This is a genomic window from Mycobacterium sp. SMC-16, from assembly GCF_046250085.1.
GTDB classification, from domain to species: domain Bacteria; phylum Actinomycetota; class Actinomycetes; order Mycobacteriales; family Mycobacteriaceae; genus Mycobacterium; species Mycobacterium phocaicum.
Genome location: NZ_CP176427.1, coordinates 5,891,206 through 5,907,916, shown reverse-complemented (window position 1 = coordinate 5,907,916; position 16,711 = coordinate 5,891,206). Strand labels below are relative to the sequence as shown.

Below are 16,711 nucleotides of genomic sequence, written 5' to 3'. Positions count from 1 at the left end.
AACTCGATAAGCACGCCCCACGCACCCTATCAAGATCAGTAGCCTCGTGCGGTGGACCGCAGAACCGCTCTCAAGGTGCCGCTGCTGCTGGCGGCGGGCTCTGCCATGGCCGGATTCTCCGGACCCGCTCCGGCGTCCGCGGCCGGGACGCGCTGGACGCCCGAACGGGCCAACAGTTGGTACCAGGGGCAGGGGTGGCTGGTCGGCGGAAACTACATCACCTCCACCGCGGTCAATCAGCTCGAGATGTTCCAGGCCGGTACTTACGATCCCGGGCGCATCAAGGCCGAACTCGGCGCCGCCCGCTGGTTCGGATTCAACACCGTCCGGGTCTTCCTGCACGATCTGTTGTGGGCCCAGGACCCGCGCGGCTTCTCACAGCGGTTGACGCAGTTCGTCAGCATCGCGGCGAACAACGGCATCAAGCCGCTGTTCGTGTTCTTCGACTCATGCTGGGACCCGCACCCCAAACTCGGCGTGCAACGGGCGCCCACCCCGGGCGTCCACAACTCGGGTTGGGTGCAGAGCCCGGGTGCGGACCGCATCGCCGATCCCAATTACCGTGCCGTACTGCAGAATTACGTCACGGGCGTGATCAACCTGTTCCGCAACGACAACCGCGTGCTCGGCTGGGATCTGTGGAACGAGCCCGACAACCCGGCTGACGTCTATCGCAAGGTCGAGCGCAGCGACAAGATGAAAGTCGTTGCCGACCTGCTCCCGCAGGTGTTCGCGTGGGCACGCGCCGTCGACCCCACGCAGCCGCTGACAAGCGGTGTGTGGCAGGGAAGTTGGGCCAACCCCGCGCAGCGCAGCGCCGTCGCGTCGATCCAGCTGGACAACTCGGACATCATCTCGTTCCACAGCTACGCCAAGCCGGCCGACTTCTCGGCCCGGATTGATGAGCTTGCCCCACTGGGCCGGCCGATCATCTGTACCGAGTACCTCGCCCGAAACCAGGGCAGCACCGTCGAAGGTATTCTGCCAATTGCCAAGCAGCGCAACGTCGGTGCGTACAGCTGGGGACTCGTGGCCGGCAAGACTCAGACCTACTTCCCGTGGGATTCGTGGGAGCACCCGTCCCCCGCGGAGCCGAAGGTCTGGTTCAGCGATCTGCTCTACCCCAACGGGCGGGCCTTCCGCGACAGCGAGGTTCTCACCGTCCGGAAGTTGACCGGAACACCCGGCCAGACCTAGAACCCTGCGTCAGTGCGCCAGCAGCAGGATGAGCTGCGCCTGCAGCTCACCGAAGAGGAAACCGAGGGCGGCGCCGAGCACGACGACGATCCATTCGTCATCCTTGAACGCCGGGCGCAGCAGGTTCTCGAACGACAGTGAGTCCAGCACCATCATCTTGCTGACCATGACGTTCTCCAGATCGAGGCGATCGCGCATGTATCCCTCGATGTAGGTGGATGTTTCGGGCAGCTTGTCGATGATGGAGTCGGTGATCTGCTTCTTCATGTCCACGTACTGGCGGCCGCCGACGGACTTGATGATTTTGCCGGTGAAGCCCATCTGCTTGTCGATGGTCGCGCTGATCTCGGTGGAGATCATGTCGAAGAACCGGTCCGACGACGGGCCGTTGAGCATGCTCTCCATGATCGCCTGGGGCGTGAAGATCTCCCGGGCCATGAGTGCCGAGTAGCCTTCGACGACCTGCTTGCGTTCGCGCTGGAACACGCCCTGCCACTTGATGCCGAGGAAGACGTTTTTGCGCTCCAACGGCCGGAAGATCATCTGCAGCGCAACGTAGTCGGTGAGACCACCGGTCAGCAGGCCGAACAGCGGCAGCGACCAGTGCCAGTTGGTGATGCCGAACACCGCGGCCTGCACCAGACCGATCAGGAAGCCGAAGAGCAGGCCGGACATGATGAGGAACTTGAACGCCGGCTTGCCGATGTCCTGGAAGACCGTGTTGAGCGTGACCTTGTCGCGCACCAGGTTGGTGACGACCATGTGCTTGATGTCGAAGATCTGGTCGACCTGACCGCGCATCTTGTCGAACATCGCGGCCATCGCGACCGGGATGCGCTTCTCGACGTTCTTGACGACGACGTCCTTGAGCTGGTCCGGTGTGGCGCGCCAGACCTGCGGCTGGAACGACATCATGATGGTGTCGACCATCTCGGCGGAGGTCTGTCGCAGCGGTTCGGCGAGTTCCTTGACCAACTCGTTCGGGTCGATCTTGTCGAACATCTCCTCGGGCTTGAGGATCTCCGACGTCAGCGAATCCACCGCCACCGCAGCCATTTTCGGTGCGCGCTTGGGAATCTGGCCCTGCCAGCCGAGGTAGGGCGGGATGCCCTTGAACTCGACGGGGTAGAACATCATCTTGAGGGCCATGATCTTGGTGACCCAGCCGACGAATGCCGCGCCCAACGGGATGGTGACGTACACCCACCAGGGGTAGGCGAACGCATTGGCCATGAGATTCTCCACCTGGCTGTCTCCCATCAGTCGCGTCCAGTGAATAGCTGGACTACGTTAACCGGCGACCACGTGCGAGAAGACTAACGGGCACGTCAGATCCGCAACGCGGGATCGCGTATTTTGTTAACCCCGCTCGAACCGCCTGATGATTGGGTATTGCGCGCCGGAATTCGACACGAAATCGGCCGCCGTCCCACCACGGAGCGTGGCGGAACAGCGGCCGGTTTCGGGTCGCGGCTACAGGTCGAAGACGGTCGATCCGTTTGCGGTGGAGTAGTCGATGTAGATCCGGTTGTGCAGGAACGGCATTGCCCCGGTGTTCATCAACTCGGCGTTGTAGGCGTCGGAGGTCACCACCGGCGTGTACGACGACGTGGTCGTGTACGTGTAGAGCAGTACGCCGTTGCTGTCGTACACCGAGATGACGGTGCCGACGGGGATGGTGCTGCCCATGATGGTCGACGGCAGGGTGCCGGTGACGCCACCGGAGTCGATGAGCAGGTTGATCGGCGTCTTCGACCCGTTGTTGATGCTGACGGAACCGATCACGTTCGGCGATCCCGACGTGGTGACGCGCGCCGGCAGCGGGTTGGGGCCGAAGGTCAGGGTCTTGCCGGCCTCGTCGATGTAGATGCCGTTCTTCAGCGCGCCGGGCAGGCCGGTCGTGACCAGGCCGGGGCCCGGGCCCACCGCGTTGGTGCCGACACCCAGGACGCCCACGACGCCGTTGTACTTCAGGAAATTGGCGAACGCGGTCTGCTGCGCCGGATCGGTGATGATGTCGACCGGGACAGGCGCCGTGACGATGCCGTTGCCGAAGTTCACCGTGGTGTTGTAGGTGTTGTAGGTGTAGGTCAGCCCGCCGCTGTAGGCGCCGGTGCCGGTGCCCACTGAATTGCCGAGACCGGTCTGGCCGACGTTCTTGGCGTTCACCACCAGGCCGGATGATCCGGTGTCCACCAGCACCTTGATGCTCGGCCCGCCGTTCACCGAGATGGTGACGATCGGTTCCACGCCCGCATACATGGACAGCGGAACCGACGCGTAGATGCGGGCGTTGGTGGTGGCGTCGACGATGATGGCCTTGATGTCGCGATTCGCCGACCAGTAACGCGCGGTCTTCAGCGCGGTCACGGACTTGCCGATCAGCGCCTCGTTCGCCTTGAGCGCAGTCAGGTTCGTCGTGGTCGGGTTGGCCGCGTACGCGTCCATCAGAGTCTGCTGGTTCGCCTGGTACGTCGTGAGATACGTGGCCGCCATCCGCAACTCGTATCGGGAGTACCCGTTCACCCAACTGGTGCCGAGGAGCGTGCGCGCCTGCGCGATCTCAGCCAGCGCGGTGTTGATGTACTCGTCCGCGGTAACGGTCTGGCCCGGCTGCCACGTCTCTGTGGGCGCCGGAGTGAGAGTCGCTGCGGCACTTGTCTTTTCGGTGGTGGCCAGTGCGGGCATGATGCCCAGCAGCTTGCTCACGGTTTTGGTCGTGCCGACCACGGCCCCGGCCAGGGACTCCTCCGTGGCCAGGGTGGCGGCCCCGAGCGCCTGGCCCACGGCCGCGAGCACCGACAGCAGCCCGGAGATGTTGGCGGGCGCCGTCGGCGACGTGGCGCTGCTCAGCGCCTTCACGGTGGTGTTCGGGACGGAAGTGATTGCGGCCGTGGAGGTCTCGGCGGCGGCGATGGTGACCTGCGGAGTGCTGGCGGCTGTCGGTGCCGGTACCGATGCGGCGGTCGGCGTCGCAGCGGCCGGTGCGGACGGTGAGCTCGGCGCGTCGCTGGTCGTGGTGTCCGTGGCCGGTTTGACCGCGGCGGCGGTCTTCAGCGGATTCTTCGTCGACGGATTCTTGGTCACCGCCTGGGCGGCGGTCGTGGGCAGCTTTGCGACGGTGCCGGCGTTGGGCGCGGACGCGGACCGGCCGTTGTCGTCGCTCTTGGCCCGGCGGTTGCGCGTGGGCTTCGTGTCGTTGTCGCTGTCGATGGTGGCGTCGGCTGAAGAGTTGGATGCGGATTTGGTATCCGATGCCGGCTTGGTGCCCGACGCGTCCGCAGCAGCGGCCGCGTCCTTCTTCTTGTTCTTGGTGGTCTTCTGCGCAGGTGCCTTCTTGGGCTGAGCCGGCGCGGACGACGAGGCGGACTCGGAGTCGGTCGACGGAGCGGCGCTCGCGACTGCGGCGCTACCGAGGAGTGCGGCACTGACGCCGACCGCGGCCACGCCGGTGCCCAGCCATGTCGATACCGCCAGCTTCCGGCGTTGCGGGCGACGGTGTGCACCAGCCATTTCGGCTCCTCCATAGTCACGCCGCACGGCCATCGGACCCCCGGCAGATCGACCGCTACTGCGGCATTACCGCACTGCAGTCTGGCAGACGGGTGTCGTGCCGCAGTACAGACAGAAAATTAACAGTTGTGAACGGCTGTCGCAGCGCTTCTGGCAAAGAATTTTGCCAGCATCGTAAATAACCGCAGCCTGGCGAACGACGGTGATCCGCCGCCGGTAGGTGGTACCGGCTCACGCCGCTGACGTGCAGTGGGTGAGGAGACTCCGGCAAATCGCCTACGGGTTACCATCCGCGGACGTAAATTTGCCTTGAGTGGTGATTACGCGTCGCTCGGTAGCGCTTCAAGGGGGCTTTGGCGGCTGGACGGATCGGCAGACTCGGCTGCAGGGCAATGCACCGGGTGTTGACCGTGTTGATTCCGCTGGCGGTGGTCTGCGCATATGCGGCGCAGTTGGTGCAGCCGGTAACCCACACCGCGGTGACGCCGACCGCCGAGATCGTCTCGGCGCCGTCGACCATCGGGATGGCCGACTCCAGCCTGTACGGGATGTCGAAGCAGGACATCGACACGACGCTGGACATGCTGCAATCGATGGGCGTCCAGGACGTCCGGGTCTACATCCCGTGGGTGTACACGCAGCCGCTGCCGAACCAGTACAACTGGGCGCCGATCGACGACATCATGAACGCGGCGAAGGCCCGCAACATGGGCGTGCTCGCAATGGTCAACAGCACGCCGGTCTGGGCCGGGACGGACGGGAACTTCCCCGGTGCGAAGACACCTGATCCGGTCGCCTACGCGAATTTCATGACCCAGGTCGCGACGCGGTACGGCAAGACCATCTCGGCGTACGAGGTCTGGAATGAGGTCAACTGCGTCTGTTTCTACGACCCGATCTCGCCGTCGAGTTACACCGACCTGTTGAAGGCCGCTTATCCGGCGATCAAGGCTGCTGACCCGACCGCGACCGTCATCGCCGCAGGGCTCGGCAGCGTCTTCACCTTCGGCGGCGTCACGATGAACCCGGTGGACTACGTGAACGGTATGTACGCCGCCGGCGCGAAGGGCTACTTCGACGCGCTGGCGTTCCACCCGTACCAGGAGACGCTGAAGTTCTCCGACGGGGAGAACGTCGTCCTGTCGCCGTTCACCCAGATTCAGAAGATCTACGACCTCATGGCGGCCAACGGCGACGGCCTCAAGAAGATCTGGATCACCGAGTACGGGGTGCCGACCAACAACGTCAGCGAGCACACCCAGGCCGAGTTCATCAAGAACCTCATCGAGACCTGGCAGACCATGTCCACCGACGGCCAGTTCTACGGCGGGCCGATCTTCATCTACACCACCCGCGACGATCAGCCGGGCGCCGGCAAGTTCGGCGTCTTCTATGCGGACTGGATCCCGAAGGAGGCCGCGTTCGTCATCGCGCAGGAAATCCTGCGGCTCAATGGCGTCGGGGGCGTCGAGGGCATCGCTGCGCGCATCCTGGCCGCGGTGCGGCTGGCGATCGGCGCAGTCGTGGATACCGTCGTCAAGATCGGGCAAGCCGTGGTGAAAGTCGTTGACGCGGCGTGGAATGCGTTTGTCGACGTCACCAAGGCGGTGACGCAAGCCGTCGTCAATACGGTCAAATGGGTGACAAACGCCGTGGTGCAGGGCGTGAAATGGGTGGCGAACACCGCGGTCGACGTGACGAAGGCCGTGGTCGCGGGTATCTCGAACATCATCCAGAAGATCGGCGACATCATCCGTCCTCCGACCTCGGTCGCTGCCGTGAACCCGACGGCCGCGCTGAAGGCCGTCGCCACGATGAAAGAGGTTGCGGCGGAACTGAACTCGCCGAAGGCCGCGGGTGCGACGAAGCAGGAGCCCGCGACCGGTGTGAAGGTCGCCCCGGTGAAGGAGACCGAGGTCAAGGACGCCGGCGGACCCGATGCTGTGAAGGAACCGGCCACGGAACCGGCTGAGGAACCTGGCAAGGAGCCCGAGGTGAAGCCGGTGGACGAGAAGTCCACGGAGCCCAAGAACCCCGCGAGCGTCGAGCCCGACGTGAAGGCGCCGGAATCGAAGACGCCTGAGACGAAGGCGCCTGACGGCAAGGACGCGGTAAAGGCAGAGTCCGACGGCAAGAAGCCCGCGGGCGAGAAGGGCTCGGCGGGAGCGACCAAGGATCAGCCGAAGTCCGAAGCGCCGAAATCGGCCGATGCGCCGAAGCAGGCCAATTCGCCGAAGCGCGGCAAGGGCAAGAAGGCCGGGCAGAACGCAACGGGCAGCGGCAAACCGGTGGTCGACAAGGCAGCCGATGCCGGTCCGAAGGATCCGTCGCCGCGCGGTGCGGCGCCGAAGGCGAAGCCGGTGAAGGCCGCTGCCGCCGAGACGTCGTCGCAGGGTGTCGCACACAACGAGTGAGCAAACGTTAGCCGGCAATTCTTGATAGCGGTCCACAGCACACGGTGGCATCATGGAATACATGACATCTGATGGGCTGACAAGGAGTCGGACATGTCTATCAATAAATTCGCAATTGTTGCCGCAGGCGCCCTGAGCTTTGCTGCTATCGGACTGGGCGCGGGTCAGGCGAACGCCGACAATACCTGGTGGTGGATTCCGGCCCCGTCGCCGGGTCAAGTCGGCCAGCTGTTCGGTGTTCCCCCCGGTCAGATCGGTCATCTGCCGTTCGTTCCGCCCCCGGGGCACTGGAACAAGCCGGGCAAATGGATCCCCTAGATCGGGTCTGACAATGGCCGCTTCGCTATTTCGGCGAAGCGGCCGCTTTATTCATCAGCTCGTAAATTTCGGAAAATGACGAGAAAAATCTCCTTTTGCCTCGGGTGAATTGTCCGCATTCGTAAATTTGACCGGTATCCGCGGCCGGAATCGGCATAATCGGGCGCCATGGGGCGAACTACGAAGATGCAGACGAATGGTGACGACGGCGAGAATCAGGGGGAGGTGTCGCGCCGCAAGCTGCTCGGTGGGCTGGCCGCGGCGGGCGTTGCCACCTCCCTGGTCGCGGCGTGCAACGACAACGGCTCCGGAGGCCCCTCGAGTGGGGACGCCGTCAGCACCGACAACAAGGTCAAGCCGGCGACCGACGCCACCAAAGCGGCCAACAAGAGGGTCCTCGATTCTTTGCCGTTCAACGAGCGCAGCGATTTCGACGACGCCAAGCGGGGGCTCATCGCCAGGCCGGAAACACTGACCATCAAGGACGACAAGGGCACCACCGTCTGGGACCTTGAGGAGTACAAGAAGTACATCTCCGATGACAAGGCAGCGCCGGACACCGTCAACCCGAGCCTCTGGCGTAACGCCCAATTGTGCATGGAATACGGGCTTTTCGAAGTCCTTCCCGACAAGATCTACCAGGTCCGCGGCTACGATCTGTCGAACATCACCTTCATCAAGGGCAATACCGGGTGGATCGTCTACGACACGCTGATCTCGCCCGAAACCGCCAAGGCCGCACTGGATCTGGTCAACCAGAAGCTCGGTCCACGGCCGATCGTCGCGGTGATCCACAGCCACTCGCACGTCGACCACTATGGCGGCGTCCGCGGCATCATCAACCAGGCCGACGTCGACTCCGGCAAGGTGAAAGTCATTGCCCCGCAAGCCTTCGTCGAAGACGCGGTGAGCGAGAACGTGATCGCCGGCAACGCCATGTCGCGGCGCGCCGTCTACATGTACGGCGCGCTGCTGCCGCGCAACGCACAGGGCGGCGTCAACGGCGGCCTCGGCATGACGGTCTCCACCGGCCTGCCGACGCTGATCATCCCCACCGACATCATCACCACCACCGGGCAGAAAATGACCATCGACGGCGTCGACCTGGAATTCCAGATGACACCGGGCACCGAGGCGCCCACCGAGATGAACACCTTCTTCCCGCAGTTCAAGGCCATGTGGATGGCCGAGAATACGACGAACACCATGCACAACCTGCTGACGCTGCGCGGCGCGCAGGTACGCGACGCCCGCATCTGGGCGAAGTTCCTCGACGACACCATCCGCGTCTACGGCCCCAACACCGAGATCAAGTTCCAGAGCCACCACTGGCCGATGTGGGGGCGAGACAAGATCATCGACTACTGGAAGAAGCAGCGTGACATGTACAAGTACATGCACGACCAGTCGGTGCGCCTGATGAACGAGGGCCTCATCGGATCCGAGATCGCCGAGGAGATGCAGTTCCCGCCGGAGCTGGGCAACTTCTGGCCCGACCGCGGTTACTACGGCACGCTCAAGCACAACACCCGCGCGGTGTACCAGCGCTATATGGGCTGGTACGACGGCAATCCGTCCGACCTCGACGACCTGCCACCGCAGGCCGCCGCCAAGAAGTACGTGGAGTACATGGGCGGCGAGGACGCCGTCCTGCGCAAGGCCAAGAAAGACTTCGACGAAGGCAACTACCGCTGGACCGCCATGGTGCTCAAACACGTGGTGTTCGCCAACCCCGACAGCGTCAACGGTAAGAACCTGCTGGCCGACAGTTACGAGCAAATGGGCTATCAGGCCGAATCCGGGCCATGGCGCTCGGTTTACCTGCAGGGTGCGTACGAACTGCGCAACGGGGTGCCCACCTCCGGCGGCACCGACACCGCGAGCCCTGACACCATCGACGCCATGCCGCCGGAGATGATGTTCGACTACCTGGCGGTGCGGCTGAACGGTCCGAAGGCCGCCGGCAAGAAGATCGCCCTCAACGTGGACTTCACAGACCTCAAGAAGCAGTACGGCCTCACCGTCGAGAACGGCGTCCTGAACTACGTGGACGGAACCATCCCGAACGCCGACGCCGGACTCAAGCTGACCAAGGCGACGATGAACGAGATTCAACTCGGCAAAGTCAAACTCGCCGACGCGATTTCAGCGAACAACGTCACAGTCGAGGGTAAGAGGCAGGCGGTGGACGAGTTCGTGGGGCTGCTCGACACCTTCCAGCTTTGGTTCAACATCGTGACGCCGTAACCAGGGCACTCGCGGGTAGGTTTTGGCTCAGTGCGATTCAATCCGGGTGAGCCGAAGCAATTGCGTTGAGTCAACCTGCATCTTCGGCAATTGACGACGTCGTACCCGATTCTGTTGCGTTGACAGCAAACTGGTGCCTTCCTAACGTCCGGGCCAAGTTCGACGACGTATCGGCACTGGGAGGCAGCTTGTGGCGCAAACGCTTCAGTCGTCTCCGCGCGCCTCCGCGGCCTGGGCACGCCCCGCCGTAGCGGTCGGCGATTTCATCGTCCTGACCGGCGAGACATTCGCCGCGATGCTGCGTCCACCGTATGCCTGGCGGGAACTGATCGAGCAGATCTGGTTCGTCGCCCGGGTCTCCGTCGTCCCGACCGTCGTGCTGTCCATTCCCTACACGGTGCTGATCGTCTTCACGCTCAACATCGTGCTGATCGAGGTCGGTGCCGGCGACCTGTCCGGTGCCGGCGCTGCGCTGGCCTCGGTGACACAGGTGGGGCCGGTGGTCACCGCGATCGTCGTGGCCGGTGCCGGCTCGACGGCCATGTGTGCCGACCTCGGAGCGCGCACCATCCGAGAAGAGATCGACGCCATGAAAGTCATTGGCGTCAACCCGATTCCGGCCTTGGTCGTACCGCGTGTGCTCGCCGCGACGTTCGTCGCGGCGATGCTGTATTCGATGGTCGCCGTCGTCGGCCTGGCCGGCAGCTACTTCTTCGTCGTCTACATCCAGCACGTGACCCCCGGTGCGTTCATCGCGGGGATGACGCTGCTGACCGGTCTGCCGCAGGTGATCGTCTCCCTGGTCAAGGCACTGCTGTTCGGCCTGTCGGCCGGTCTTATCGCGTGCTACAAGGGCCTTTCGGTCGGTGGCGGCCCAACCGCGGTCGGCAACGCGGTCAACGAGACCGTCGTCTTCTCGTTCATGGCGCTGTTCCTGATCAACATCCTGGCAACCGCGTTCGGCGTGAAAGTGGCGCCATGACAACCGATGTCGAGGTCGACCGCCCGTCACACCTCAGCGAACTCACCGACCAGGCGATCGCGGCGACTCGCCGGCTGGGCGAGCAGACGGCCTTCTACGGCAGCGCCCTCGCCGCCACCGCGGACGCCGTCCGGCGCTATCCGGGCGAGGTGCTGCGGCTGATCGCGGTCATGGGCATGGGCACCGGTGCGCTCGCCGTCATCGGGGGCACGGTCGTCATCGTCGGGTTCCTCACCCTGTCCACCGGTGCCCTGATCGCGGTGCAGGGCTACAACACCCTGTCCAACGTCGGCATCGAAGCCCTCACGGGCTTCCTGGGGGCCTTCCTGAACGTGCGCTTCATCGCCCCGGCGACCGCCGGGGTGGCGCTGGCCGCCACGATCGGTGCCGGCGCGACAGCGCAGCTCGGCGCCATGCGCATCAACGAGGAGATCGACGCCCTGGAAGTGATGGGCATCCGGGTGGTCACATACCTGGCTGCGACCCGGGTCGTCGCCGGGGTGGTGGCCGTCGTCCCGATCTACACCGTCGCGGTGTTGATGTCCTTCCTGGCCACCCGGTTCGGCACGACGATGATCTACGGCCAGTCGCGGGGCGTCTACGACCACTACTTCACGACGTTCCTGCACCCCAACGATCTGGCCTGGTCCTTCTTCGAGGCGCTGGCCATGGCCGCCGCGGTGATGGCGGTGCACACCTACTACGGCTTCACCGCCTCCGGCGGACCGGCCGGTGTCGGTGAGGCCGTCGGCCGCGCGGTGCGCACCTCGATCACCGCCGGCGTGTTCATCCTGCTCACCATCACGCTGTCCGTCTACGGCCAGTCCGGCAACTTCCACCTCGCGGGCTGACCCGGATGGCGAAGGGAGCGAACGGAACTCGGCGTGAGCAGATCGACCCGATCTGGTGGGCGCCGGTCTTGGTGATCCTGGTCGTCGCCATGACCGCGATGACGTGGCTGCTGTTCTCCGGATCCTTGCGGGGATTCGTACCGTTGACCTTGATCTCCGACCGTGCCGGCCTGGTGATGGAAGACGGCGCGAAGGTGAAACTCCGGGGTGTCCAGATCGGCGAGGTCGAATCGATCGGTAGTCGCACAGATACTGCGGGACATGTACTTTCGACGCTGAAGCTCCGGATGTACCCGGGACCGTTTGCACAGTTGCCCGGAAATGTCGAAGCTCAGATCCGGTCGAGCACCGCGTTCGGCGCCAAGTACGTCGAACTGAACGTACCCTCGAGCGGTCCCAGCGCGGGCCACCTCCGGTCAAGTGCGGTACTGCAGTCGCAGAACGTGACGGTCGAGGTCAACACCGTATTCGAGAACCTGCAGTCGGTGGTCCAGGTGATCGATCCGACGAAGCTCAACTCGGTGCTCTCGGCGGTGGCCGAGTCGTTGCGCGGCAAGGGCGACGTCATCGGCCAAGCCATCACCGACGCGAACCACGTTCTGCTCGAGGTGAATCCGCGCATGGACACCGTGCGCACGGACTGGCAGCTGTTCGGGCGGACCGCGCAGGCGTATTCGACTGCGGCACAGGACATCGTGTCCAGCCTGGATTCGTTCTCGACCACCGCCACCACGATCGCCGGCCAGTCGAAGGAGCTGGACGGCCTGTTGTTGTCGGCGGTCGGCTTCTCCCAGGCGGGCATCGACACCATCGGGACCAACGAGACCGCATTGGCCCGGTCGATGGAACTGCTGAGGCCGACGACCGCACTGCTCGACAAATACTCGCCGACGTATACCTGCCTGTTCCAGGGCGCTCAATGGTTCCTCGAACACGGTGGTCGATATGCCATGGGCGGCAACGGTAAATCGGTGATCATGGACGCCGCGCTGCTGGCCGGCGCCGACCCCTACCGGTTCCCCGACAACCTGCCCGTCGTCAATGCCAGCGGCGGGCCCGGTGGTAAGCCGAGCTGCGGTTCGCTGCCCAACGTCAGCAAGCACTTTCCGGTCAAATACCTGGTGACCGACACCGGTTTCGGTGACGGCCTGGACATGCGGCCCAACCCGGGTATCGGTTTCCCCGGTTTCGCCAACTACTTCCCGGTGACCAAACCGCAACCGGAACCGCCGCGGATTCGGTACCCGGGCGGGCCGGCACCGGGGCTGCCCGGTGTTGAGATGGGTGTACCCCAACCCGAGCCGGGGGCGCCGTGAGAAGCCGGATTCGCGGGATCGCCACCCGCGTCGTGATTTTCACCGTGGTGAGCCTGCTCTTCATGTTCGGGCTGCTGACGGTGTTCGGGCAGTTCCGTTTCGATTCGCGGGCTTCCTACCAGGCGGTGTTCAGCAACGTGTCGGGGCTCAAGGGCGGCAACTTCGTTCGCATCGCCGGCGTGGAGGTCGGGAAGGTCAAGAGCCTCAACCTGCACCGCGACGGCACCGTCACCATCGACTTCGCCATCGACAGAAACCTGACGCTCACCGAAGGCACCACGGCGACCATCCGCTACGAGAACCTGATCGGCGATCGCTATCTGGCGCTCGAGGAGGGCCCCGGGTCGGTGCGCAAACTCCTGCCGGGCCAGACCATTCCGTTGTCCCGGACGTCGCCGGCACTGGATGTCGACGCGCTCATCGGCGGCTTCCGCCCACTGTTCCGTGCGCTCGATCCGGACCAGGTCAATGCGTTGAGCGGCGAACTGCTGCGGGTGTTCCAGGGGCAGGGCGGCACCATCTCCTCGGTGCTGGCCCAGACCTCGGCACTGACAACAACATTGGCGGGCCGGGACCAGCTCATCGGTGAGGTCATCACCAACCTGAACACCGTGCTGGGGACGTTCGCGGCGCGTGACACCCAGTTCGCCGATGGGCTGGACAAACTTTCGCAACTCGTTCAGGGGCTGGCCGACCGCAGATCCGACATCGCCACCGGCGTGGCGAACATCAACACCGCGGCGCGGTCGGTCGCCGACCTGCTGACGGTGGCTCGTGAACCGATCAAACAGTTTGTGCAGCAGACGGACCGGGTCTCCGGCCAGATCATGGCCGACCACGACTACGTCGACGAACTGGTGCGGACGCTGCCCGACGCGTACCAGATTCTCTCGCGCAACGGGCTGTACGGCGACTACTTCGGCTTCTACCTCTGCGATGCACTGCTCAAGCTCAACGGAAAAGGCGGCCAACCGGTGTACGTCAAGGTGGCCGGCCAGGATTCGGGTCGGTGCACACCGAAATGACGCGCACCAAGTGGAACATCAAGCCGCTGGCCGAACGGAACCGGATGGCGGTCGGCGCGACCGGTATCGCGCTGATCGTCGCGATCGTCGTCGCCGCCTTCAGCTACGACAAGATCCCATTCATCAAGGGGACGTCCGACTACCAGGCGTACTTCGCCGATGCGGGCGGCATCAAGACGGGCAGCGACGTGCGAGTGTCGGGCCTGGGTGTCGGGCGGGTCTCAGGAATCCATCTGGAGGGCGCCAAGGTTCGGGTGGATTTCACGGTGCGTGACGATGTCGAACTGGGCGACCGCACCGAGGCCGCCATCAAGACCGAGACCGTGCTGGGCACCAAGGTGCTGGAGCTGACGCCGCGCGGTGACCGAAACCTCAACGGCCCCATACCGATCGAACGCACCACCTCGCCGTACGACCTGCCTGCGGCGTTGGGTGACCTGACGACCACCATCAGCGGCCTCGACACCACACAGCTGTCGTCGGCGCTCAAGACACTGGCGCAGACATTCCAGAACACCCCTCCCGACCTGAAGCTGGCGCTGGAGAGCGTGGCGCGATTCTCCGACACTCTCGGCACCCGCGACGCCAAGCTGCGGCAGCTGCTCGCCGATGCGAACAAGGTGACCGCGGTGCTGGCCAAGCGCAGTGACCAGATCGCGCAACTGGTGGTCAACACCGACGCATTACTGGGTGAGGTTCTGTCGCAACGTAATTCGGTCGAGACGCTGATGACCAATGTCAGCGCCGCCACTGTCCAGCTGTCCGGTCTGGTGCAGGACAACGAGGAATTGTCAATACCTGTGGATCGGCTTGTTTCAGGCGACCTCCGTTCCAGTTGATTCGGTCGGTGCCGAGTCCGCCGACGGGGTGATGTCGGTGGGTCGCTCGAGCAGTTTGCCTTTGTGGAAGATCGCGCCGGCCCGGACCAGAGCGACCAGGTGCGGTGCGTTGACGGCTCGCCAGCGGGCTTGCGCGGCGTCGATCAGCTTGTAAGCCATGGCCATTCCGGCGACGCGTGAACCCGGCCCCTTGGTCACCTTGGTCCTCAAACGTACCGTGGCAAACGTTGATTCGATCGGGTTGGTAGTGCGCAGATGGACCCAGTGCTCGGCCGGGTACTTATAGAACTCCAGCAGCACATCGGCGTCATCGACGATCTTGGCGACCGCCTTGGGGTACTTGGCGCCGTAGTCCACCTCGAACGCCTTGATCGCCACCTGCGCGTGGTCGATATCCTCGGCGTTGTAGATCTCCCGCATCGCCGCGATCGCCCCCGGATGAGCCGACTTTGGCAGGCAGGCAAGAACATTGGCCTGCTTGTGAAACCAGCACCGCTGCTCGCCGGTGGCCGGGAACACCTCACGCACGGCCTTCCAGAACCCCAGGGCCCCATCGCCGACGGCCAGCACCGGTGCGGTCATCCCGCGACGTCGGCACGACCGCAACAGATCAGCCCACGACTCGGCCGACTCCCGGTACCCGTCGGTGAGCGCGACCAGCTCCTTGCGGCCGTCAGCGCGCACACCGATCATCACCAGCAAACAGAGCTTCTCCTGCTCCAGGCGCACCTTGAGATGGATGCCGTCGACCCACAGGTAGACGTAGTCGGTGCCCGACAGATCACGGGCCTCGAAGGCCTTGGCCTCGTCCTGCCACTGCGTGGTGAGTCGGGTGATCGTCGTGGCCGACAAGCCGGCACCCGAGCCCAGGAACTGCTCCAACGCCGGACCGAAATCACTGGTCGACAAGCCATGCAGATACAGCAACGGCAACACCTCGGTCATCTGCGGCGACTTGCGCACCCACGCCGGCAGGATCGCCGAGGAAAACCGTTGCCGCTCACCAGTGTCCGGGTCAACACGTTTGTCATTGACCCGCGGCGCGGTCACACTCACCGCGCCCGCCGCGGTGAGCACCTCGCGCTCGCGGTGATAGCCATTGCGCACCACCAGCCGGTGCCCGTTCTCATCAAGCTCACCGGCATGAGCCTCGATGTAGGCGGCGACCTCAGCCCGCAACGCTGCGGCCAGCATCTGGCGGGCACCGTCGCGGACAATCTCATCGAGCAACGACCGCGACGAGCCAGCATCCTCGTTGGATGAATCCGCATCGTGAACTACCGTGAGCATGGGCGTACCTTCCCGAACCAGCGCGCCAACGCCGGCTCTTGATCAGACCTTCGACATTCAGATCATCCTCGGGAAGGTGCGCCCTTTCCTACGCCGCCTCGCCGAGGCTCATCCACAGGTTCTGATCATTGCTCCAGGACAACCGGACACAACTCAAAGCGGCCGTCGACAAGCTCAACGGCGTCCTCGGCATCCTCGACAACCGAAAGCAGGAGCTGCAGCGCACGCTGTACCTGTTGCGCCGGTACGCGATGTCGTTCGGCGAAGTGCTGGGTGCGGGACCGTTCTTCAAAGCGTCACTCGTCAACCTGTTCCCGGGTCAGTTCGATCAGCCGTTCGTCGACGCGGCGTTCTCCGACTTGGGCTTGGACCCCAACGTGCTGCTGCCGTCGCAGCTGACCGAGCCCGGCGCCGGTCAGCCGGGTACTCCGCCGCTGCCGTCGCCGTATCCCCGCACCGGCCAGGGCGGACCGCCGAATCTCACGCTGCCCGATGCGATCACCGGAAATCCTGGTGACCCGCGCTACCCCTATCGTGAGCCACTGCCCGCGCCGCCGCCGGGTGGTCCGGCGCCCGGACCTCCGGCGCTGGCTCCGGCCCCAAATGAGGTGCCACCGCCGACGGTCCCGCATCCGACGCCGCTCCCGCCGTCGAACCATTCGCCCAGCGGTTCGCCCGGTGTGGTGTCAGATCCCGTTTCGCCCGTGGGAGGGAGCTGA

Annotated in this window: 12 protein-coding genes and 1 pseudogene; 10 read left to right on the top strand and 3 right to left on the bottom strand. The window is 64.5% G+C overall.

The features are described 5' to 3' along the window. The first annotated feature begins 51 nt into the window (after positions 1–51). On the top strand, positions 52–1,197 hold the full coding sequence (locus ACJEIK_RS28665; RefSeq protein WP_061003738.1) for a cellulase family glycosylhydrolase: 1,146 nt from the start codon (positions 52–54) through the stop codon (positions 1,195–1,197). Positions 1,198–1,206: 9 nt separating this feature from the next. Here ACJEIK_RS28665 and ACJEIK_RS28660 read toward each other — a convergent pair whose 3' ends face one another. Together ACJEIK_RS28660 and ACJEIK_RS28655 are read right to left on the bottom strand one after the other, a co-directional pair. Next, complete coding sequence (locus ACJEIK_RS28660; RefSeq protein ID WP_409430773.1) at positions 1,207–2,457, bottom strand: DUF445 domain-containing protein; 1,251 nt, start codon at positions 2,455–2,457, stop codon at positions 1,207–1,209. Positions 2,458–2,670: 213 nt separating this feature from the next. Beyond that, entirely contained in the window at positions 2,671–4,710 is a 2,040-nt protein-coding gene (locus ACJEIK_RS28655; protein WP_409430772.1) for a PecA family PE domain-processing aspartic protease, read from the bottom strand. Between the two features lie 410 nt (positions 4,711–5,120). Here ACJEIK_RS28655 and ACJEIK_RS28650 point away from each other — a divergent pair, with 410 nt between their 5' ends. From ACJEIK_RS28650 to ACJEIK_RS28615, 8 genes are all read left to right on the top strand, one after another. Beyond that, on the top strand, positions 5,121–7,124 hold the full coding sequence (locus ACJEIK_RS28650; RefSeq protein ID WP_409430771.1) for a hypothetical protein: 2,004 nt from the start codon (positions 5,121–5,123) through the stop codon (positions 7,122–7,124). Between the two features lie 93 nt (positions 7,125–7,217). After that, positions 7,218–7,442, top strand: coding sequence for a hypothetical protein (locus ACJEIK_RS28645; RefSeq protein WP_082762091.1), 225 nt, complete (start codon positions 7,218–7,220; stop codon positions 7,440–7,442). A gap of 168 nt (positions 7,443–7,610) precedes the next feature. After that, positions 7,611–9,689, top strand: a complete 2,079-nt coding sequence (locus ACJEIK_RS28640; protein ID WP_409430770.1) for an alkyl/aryl-sulfatase — start codon at positions 7,611–7,613, stop codon at positions 9,687–9,689. A gap of 295 nt (positions 9,690–9,984) precedes the next feature. Then, entirely contained in the window at positions 9,985–10,671 is a 687-nt protein-coding gene (locus tag ACJEIK_RS28635) for an ABC transporter permease (protein ID WP_234884465.1), read from the top strand. Next, positions 10,668–11,522: an ABC transporter permease gene (locus ACJEIK_RS28630; RefSeq protein ID WP_409430769.1), complete on the top strand. Its 855-nt coding sequence runs from the start codon at positions 10,668–10,670 to the stop codon at positions 11,520–11,522. Before ACJEIK_RS28635 ends, ACJEIK_RS28630 begins: the two co-directional genes overlap by 4 nt. Before the next feature lie 5 nt (positions 11,523–11,527). Then, positions 11,528–12,838: an MCE family protein gene (locus tag ACJEIK_RS28625; protein ID WP_409430768.1), complete on the top strand. Its 1,311-nt coding sequence runs from the start codon at positions 11,528–11,530 to the stop codon at positions 12,836–12,838. After that, a complete protein-coding gene (locus tag ACJEIK_RS28620; protein WP_409430767.1) occupies positions 12,835–13,863 on the top strand; it encodes an MCE family protein in 1,029 nt (342 codons plus the stop codon). Before ACJEIK_RS28625 ends, ACJEIK_RS28620 begins: the two co-directional genes overlap by 4 nt. Continuing rightward, positions 13,860–14,702, top strand: coding sequence for an MCE family protein (locus ACJEIK_RS28615; protein WP_409430766.1), 843 nt, complete (start codon positions 13,860–13,862; stop codon positions 14,700–14,702). The genes ACJEIK_RS28620 and ACJEIK_RS28615 overlap by 4 nt, the downstream gene beginning before the upstream one ends. Here the strand turns inward: ACJEIK_RS28615 and ACJEIK_RS28610 are convergent. Beyond that, the gene (locus tag ACJEIK_RS28610; RefSeq protein WP_052536990.1) at positions 14,679–15,992 is read right to left on the bottom strand and encodes an IS256 family transposase; all 1,314 of its coding nucleotides are present in this window, start codon (positions 15,990–15,992) and stop codon (positions 14,679–14,681) included. The genes ACJEIK_RS28615 and ACJEIK_RS28610 overlap by 24 nt on opposite strands. Positions 15,993–16,120: 128 nt before the next feature. Here ACJEIK_RS28610 and ACJEIK_RS28605 point away from each other — a divergent pair. Continuing rightward, positions 16,121–16,711: pseudogene (locus ACJEIK_RS28605) on the top strand (mammalian cell entry protein); the annotation flags it as partial.

Coding starts and splice junctions, on each gene's coding strand:
- ACJEIK_RS28660 (WP_409430773.1), bottom strand. CDS start 2,457: ATGGGAGACAGCCAGGTGGAGAATCTCATGGCCAATGCGTTCGCCTAC.
- ACJEIK_RS28655 (WP_409430772.1), bottom strand. CDS start 4,710: ATGGCTGGTGCACACCGTCGCCCGCAACGCCGGAAGCTGGCGGTATCG.
- ACJEIK_RS28645 (WP_082762091.1), top strand. CDS start 7,218: ATGTCTATCAATAAATTCGCAATTGTTGCCGCAGGCGCCCTGAGCTTT.
- ACJEIK_RS28640 (WP_409430770.1), top strand. CDS start 7,611: ATGGGGCGAACTACGAAGATGCAGACGAATGGTGACGACGGCGAGAAT.
- ACJEIK_RS28635 (WP_234884465.1), top strand. CDS start 9,985: ATGCTGCGTCCACCGTATGCCTGGCGGGAACTGATCGAGCAGATCTGG.
- ACJEIK_RS28630 (WP_409430769.1), top strand. CDS start 10,668: ATGACAACCGATGTCGAGGTCGACCGCCCGTCACACCTCAGCGAACTC.
- ACJEIK_RS28625 (WP_409430768.1), top strand. CDS start 11,528: ATGGCGAAGGGAGCGAACGGAACTCGGCGTGAGCAGATCGACCCGATC.
- ACJEIK_RS28615 (WP_409430766.1), top strand. CDS start 13,860: ATGACGCGCACCAAGTGGAACATCAAGCCGCTGGCCGAACGGAACCGG.
- ACJEIK_RS28610 (WP_052536990.1), bottom strand. CDS start 15,992: ATGCTCACGGTAGTTCACGATGCGGATTCATCCAACGAGGATGCTGGC.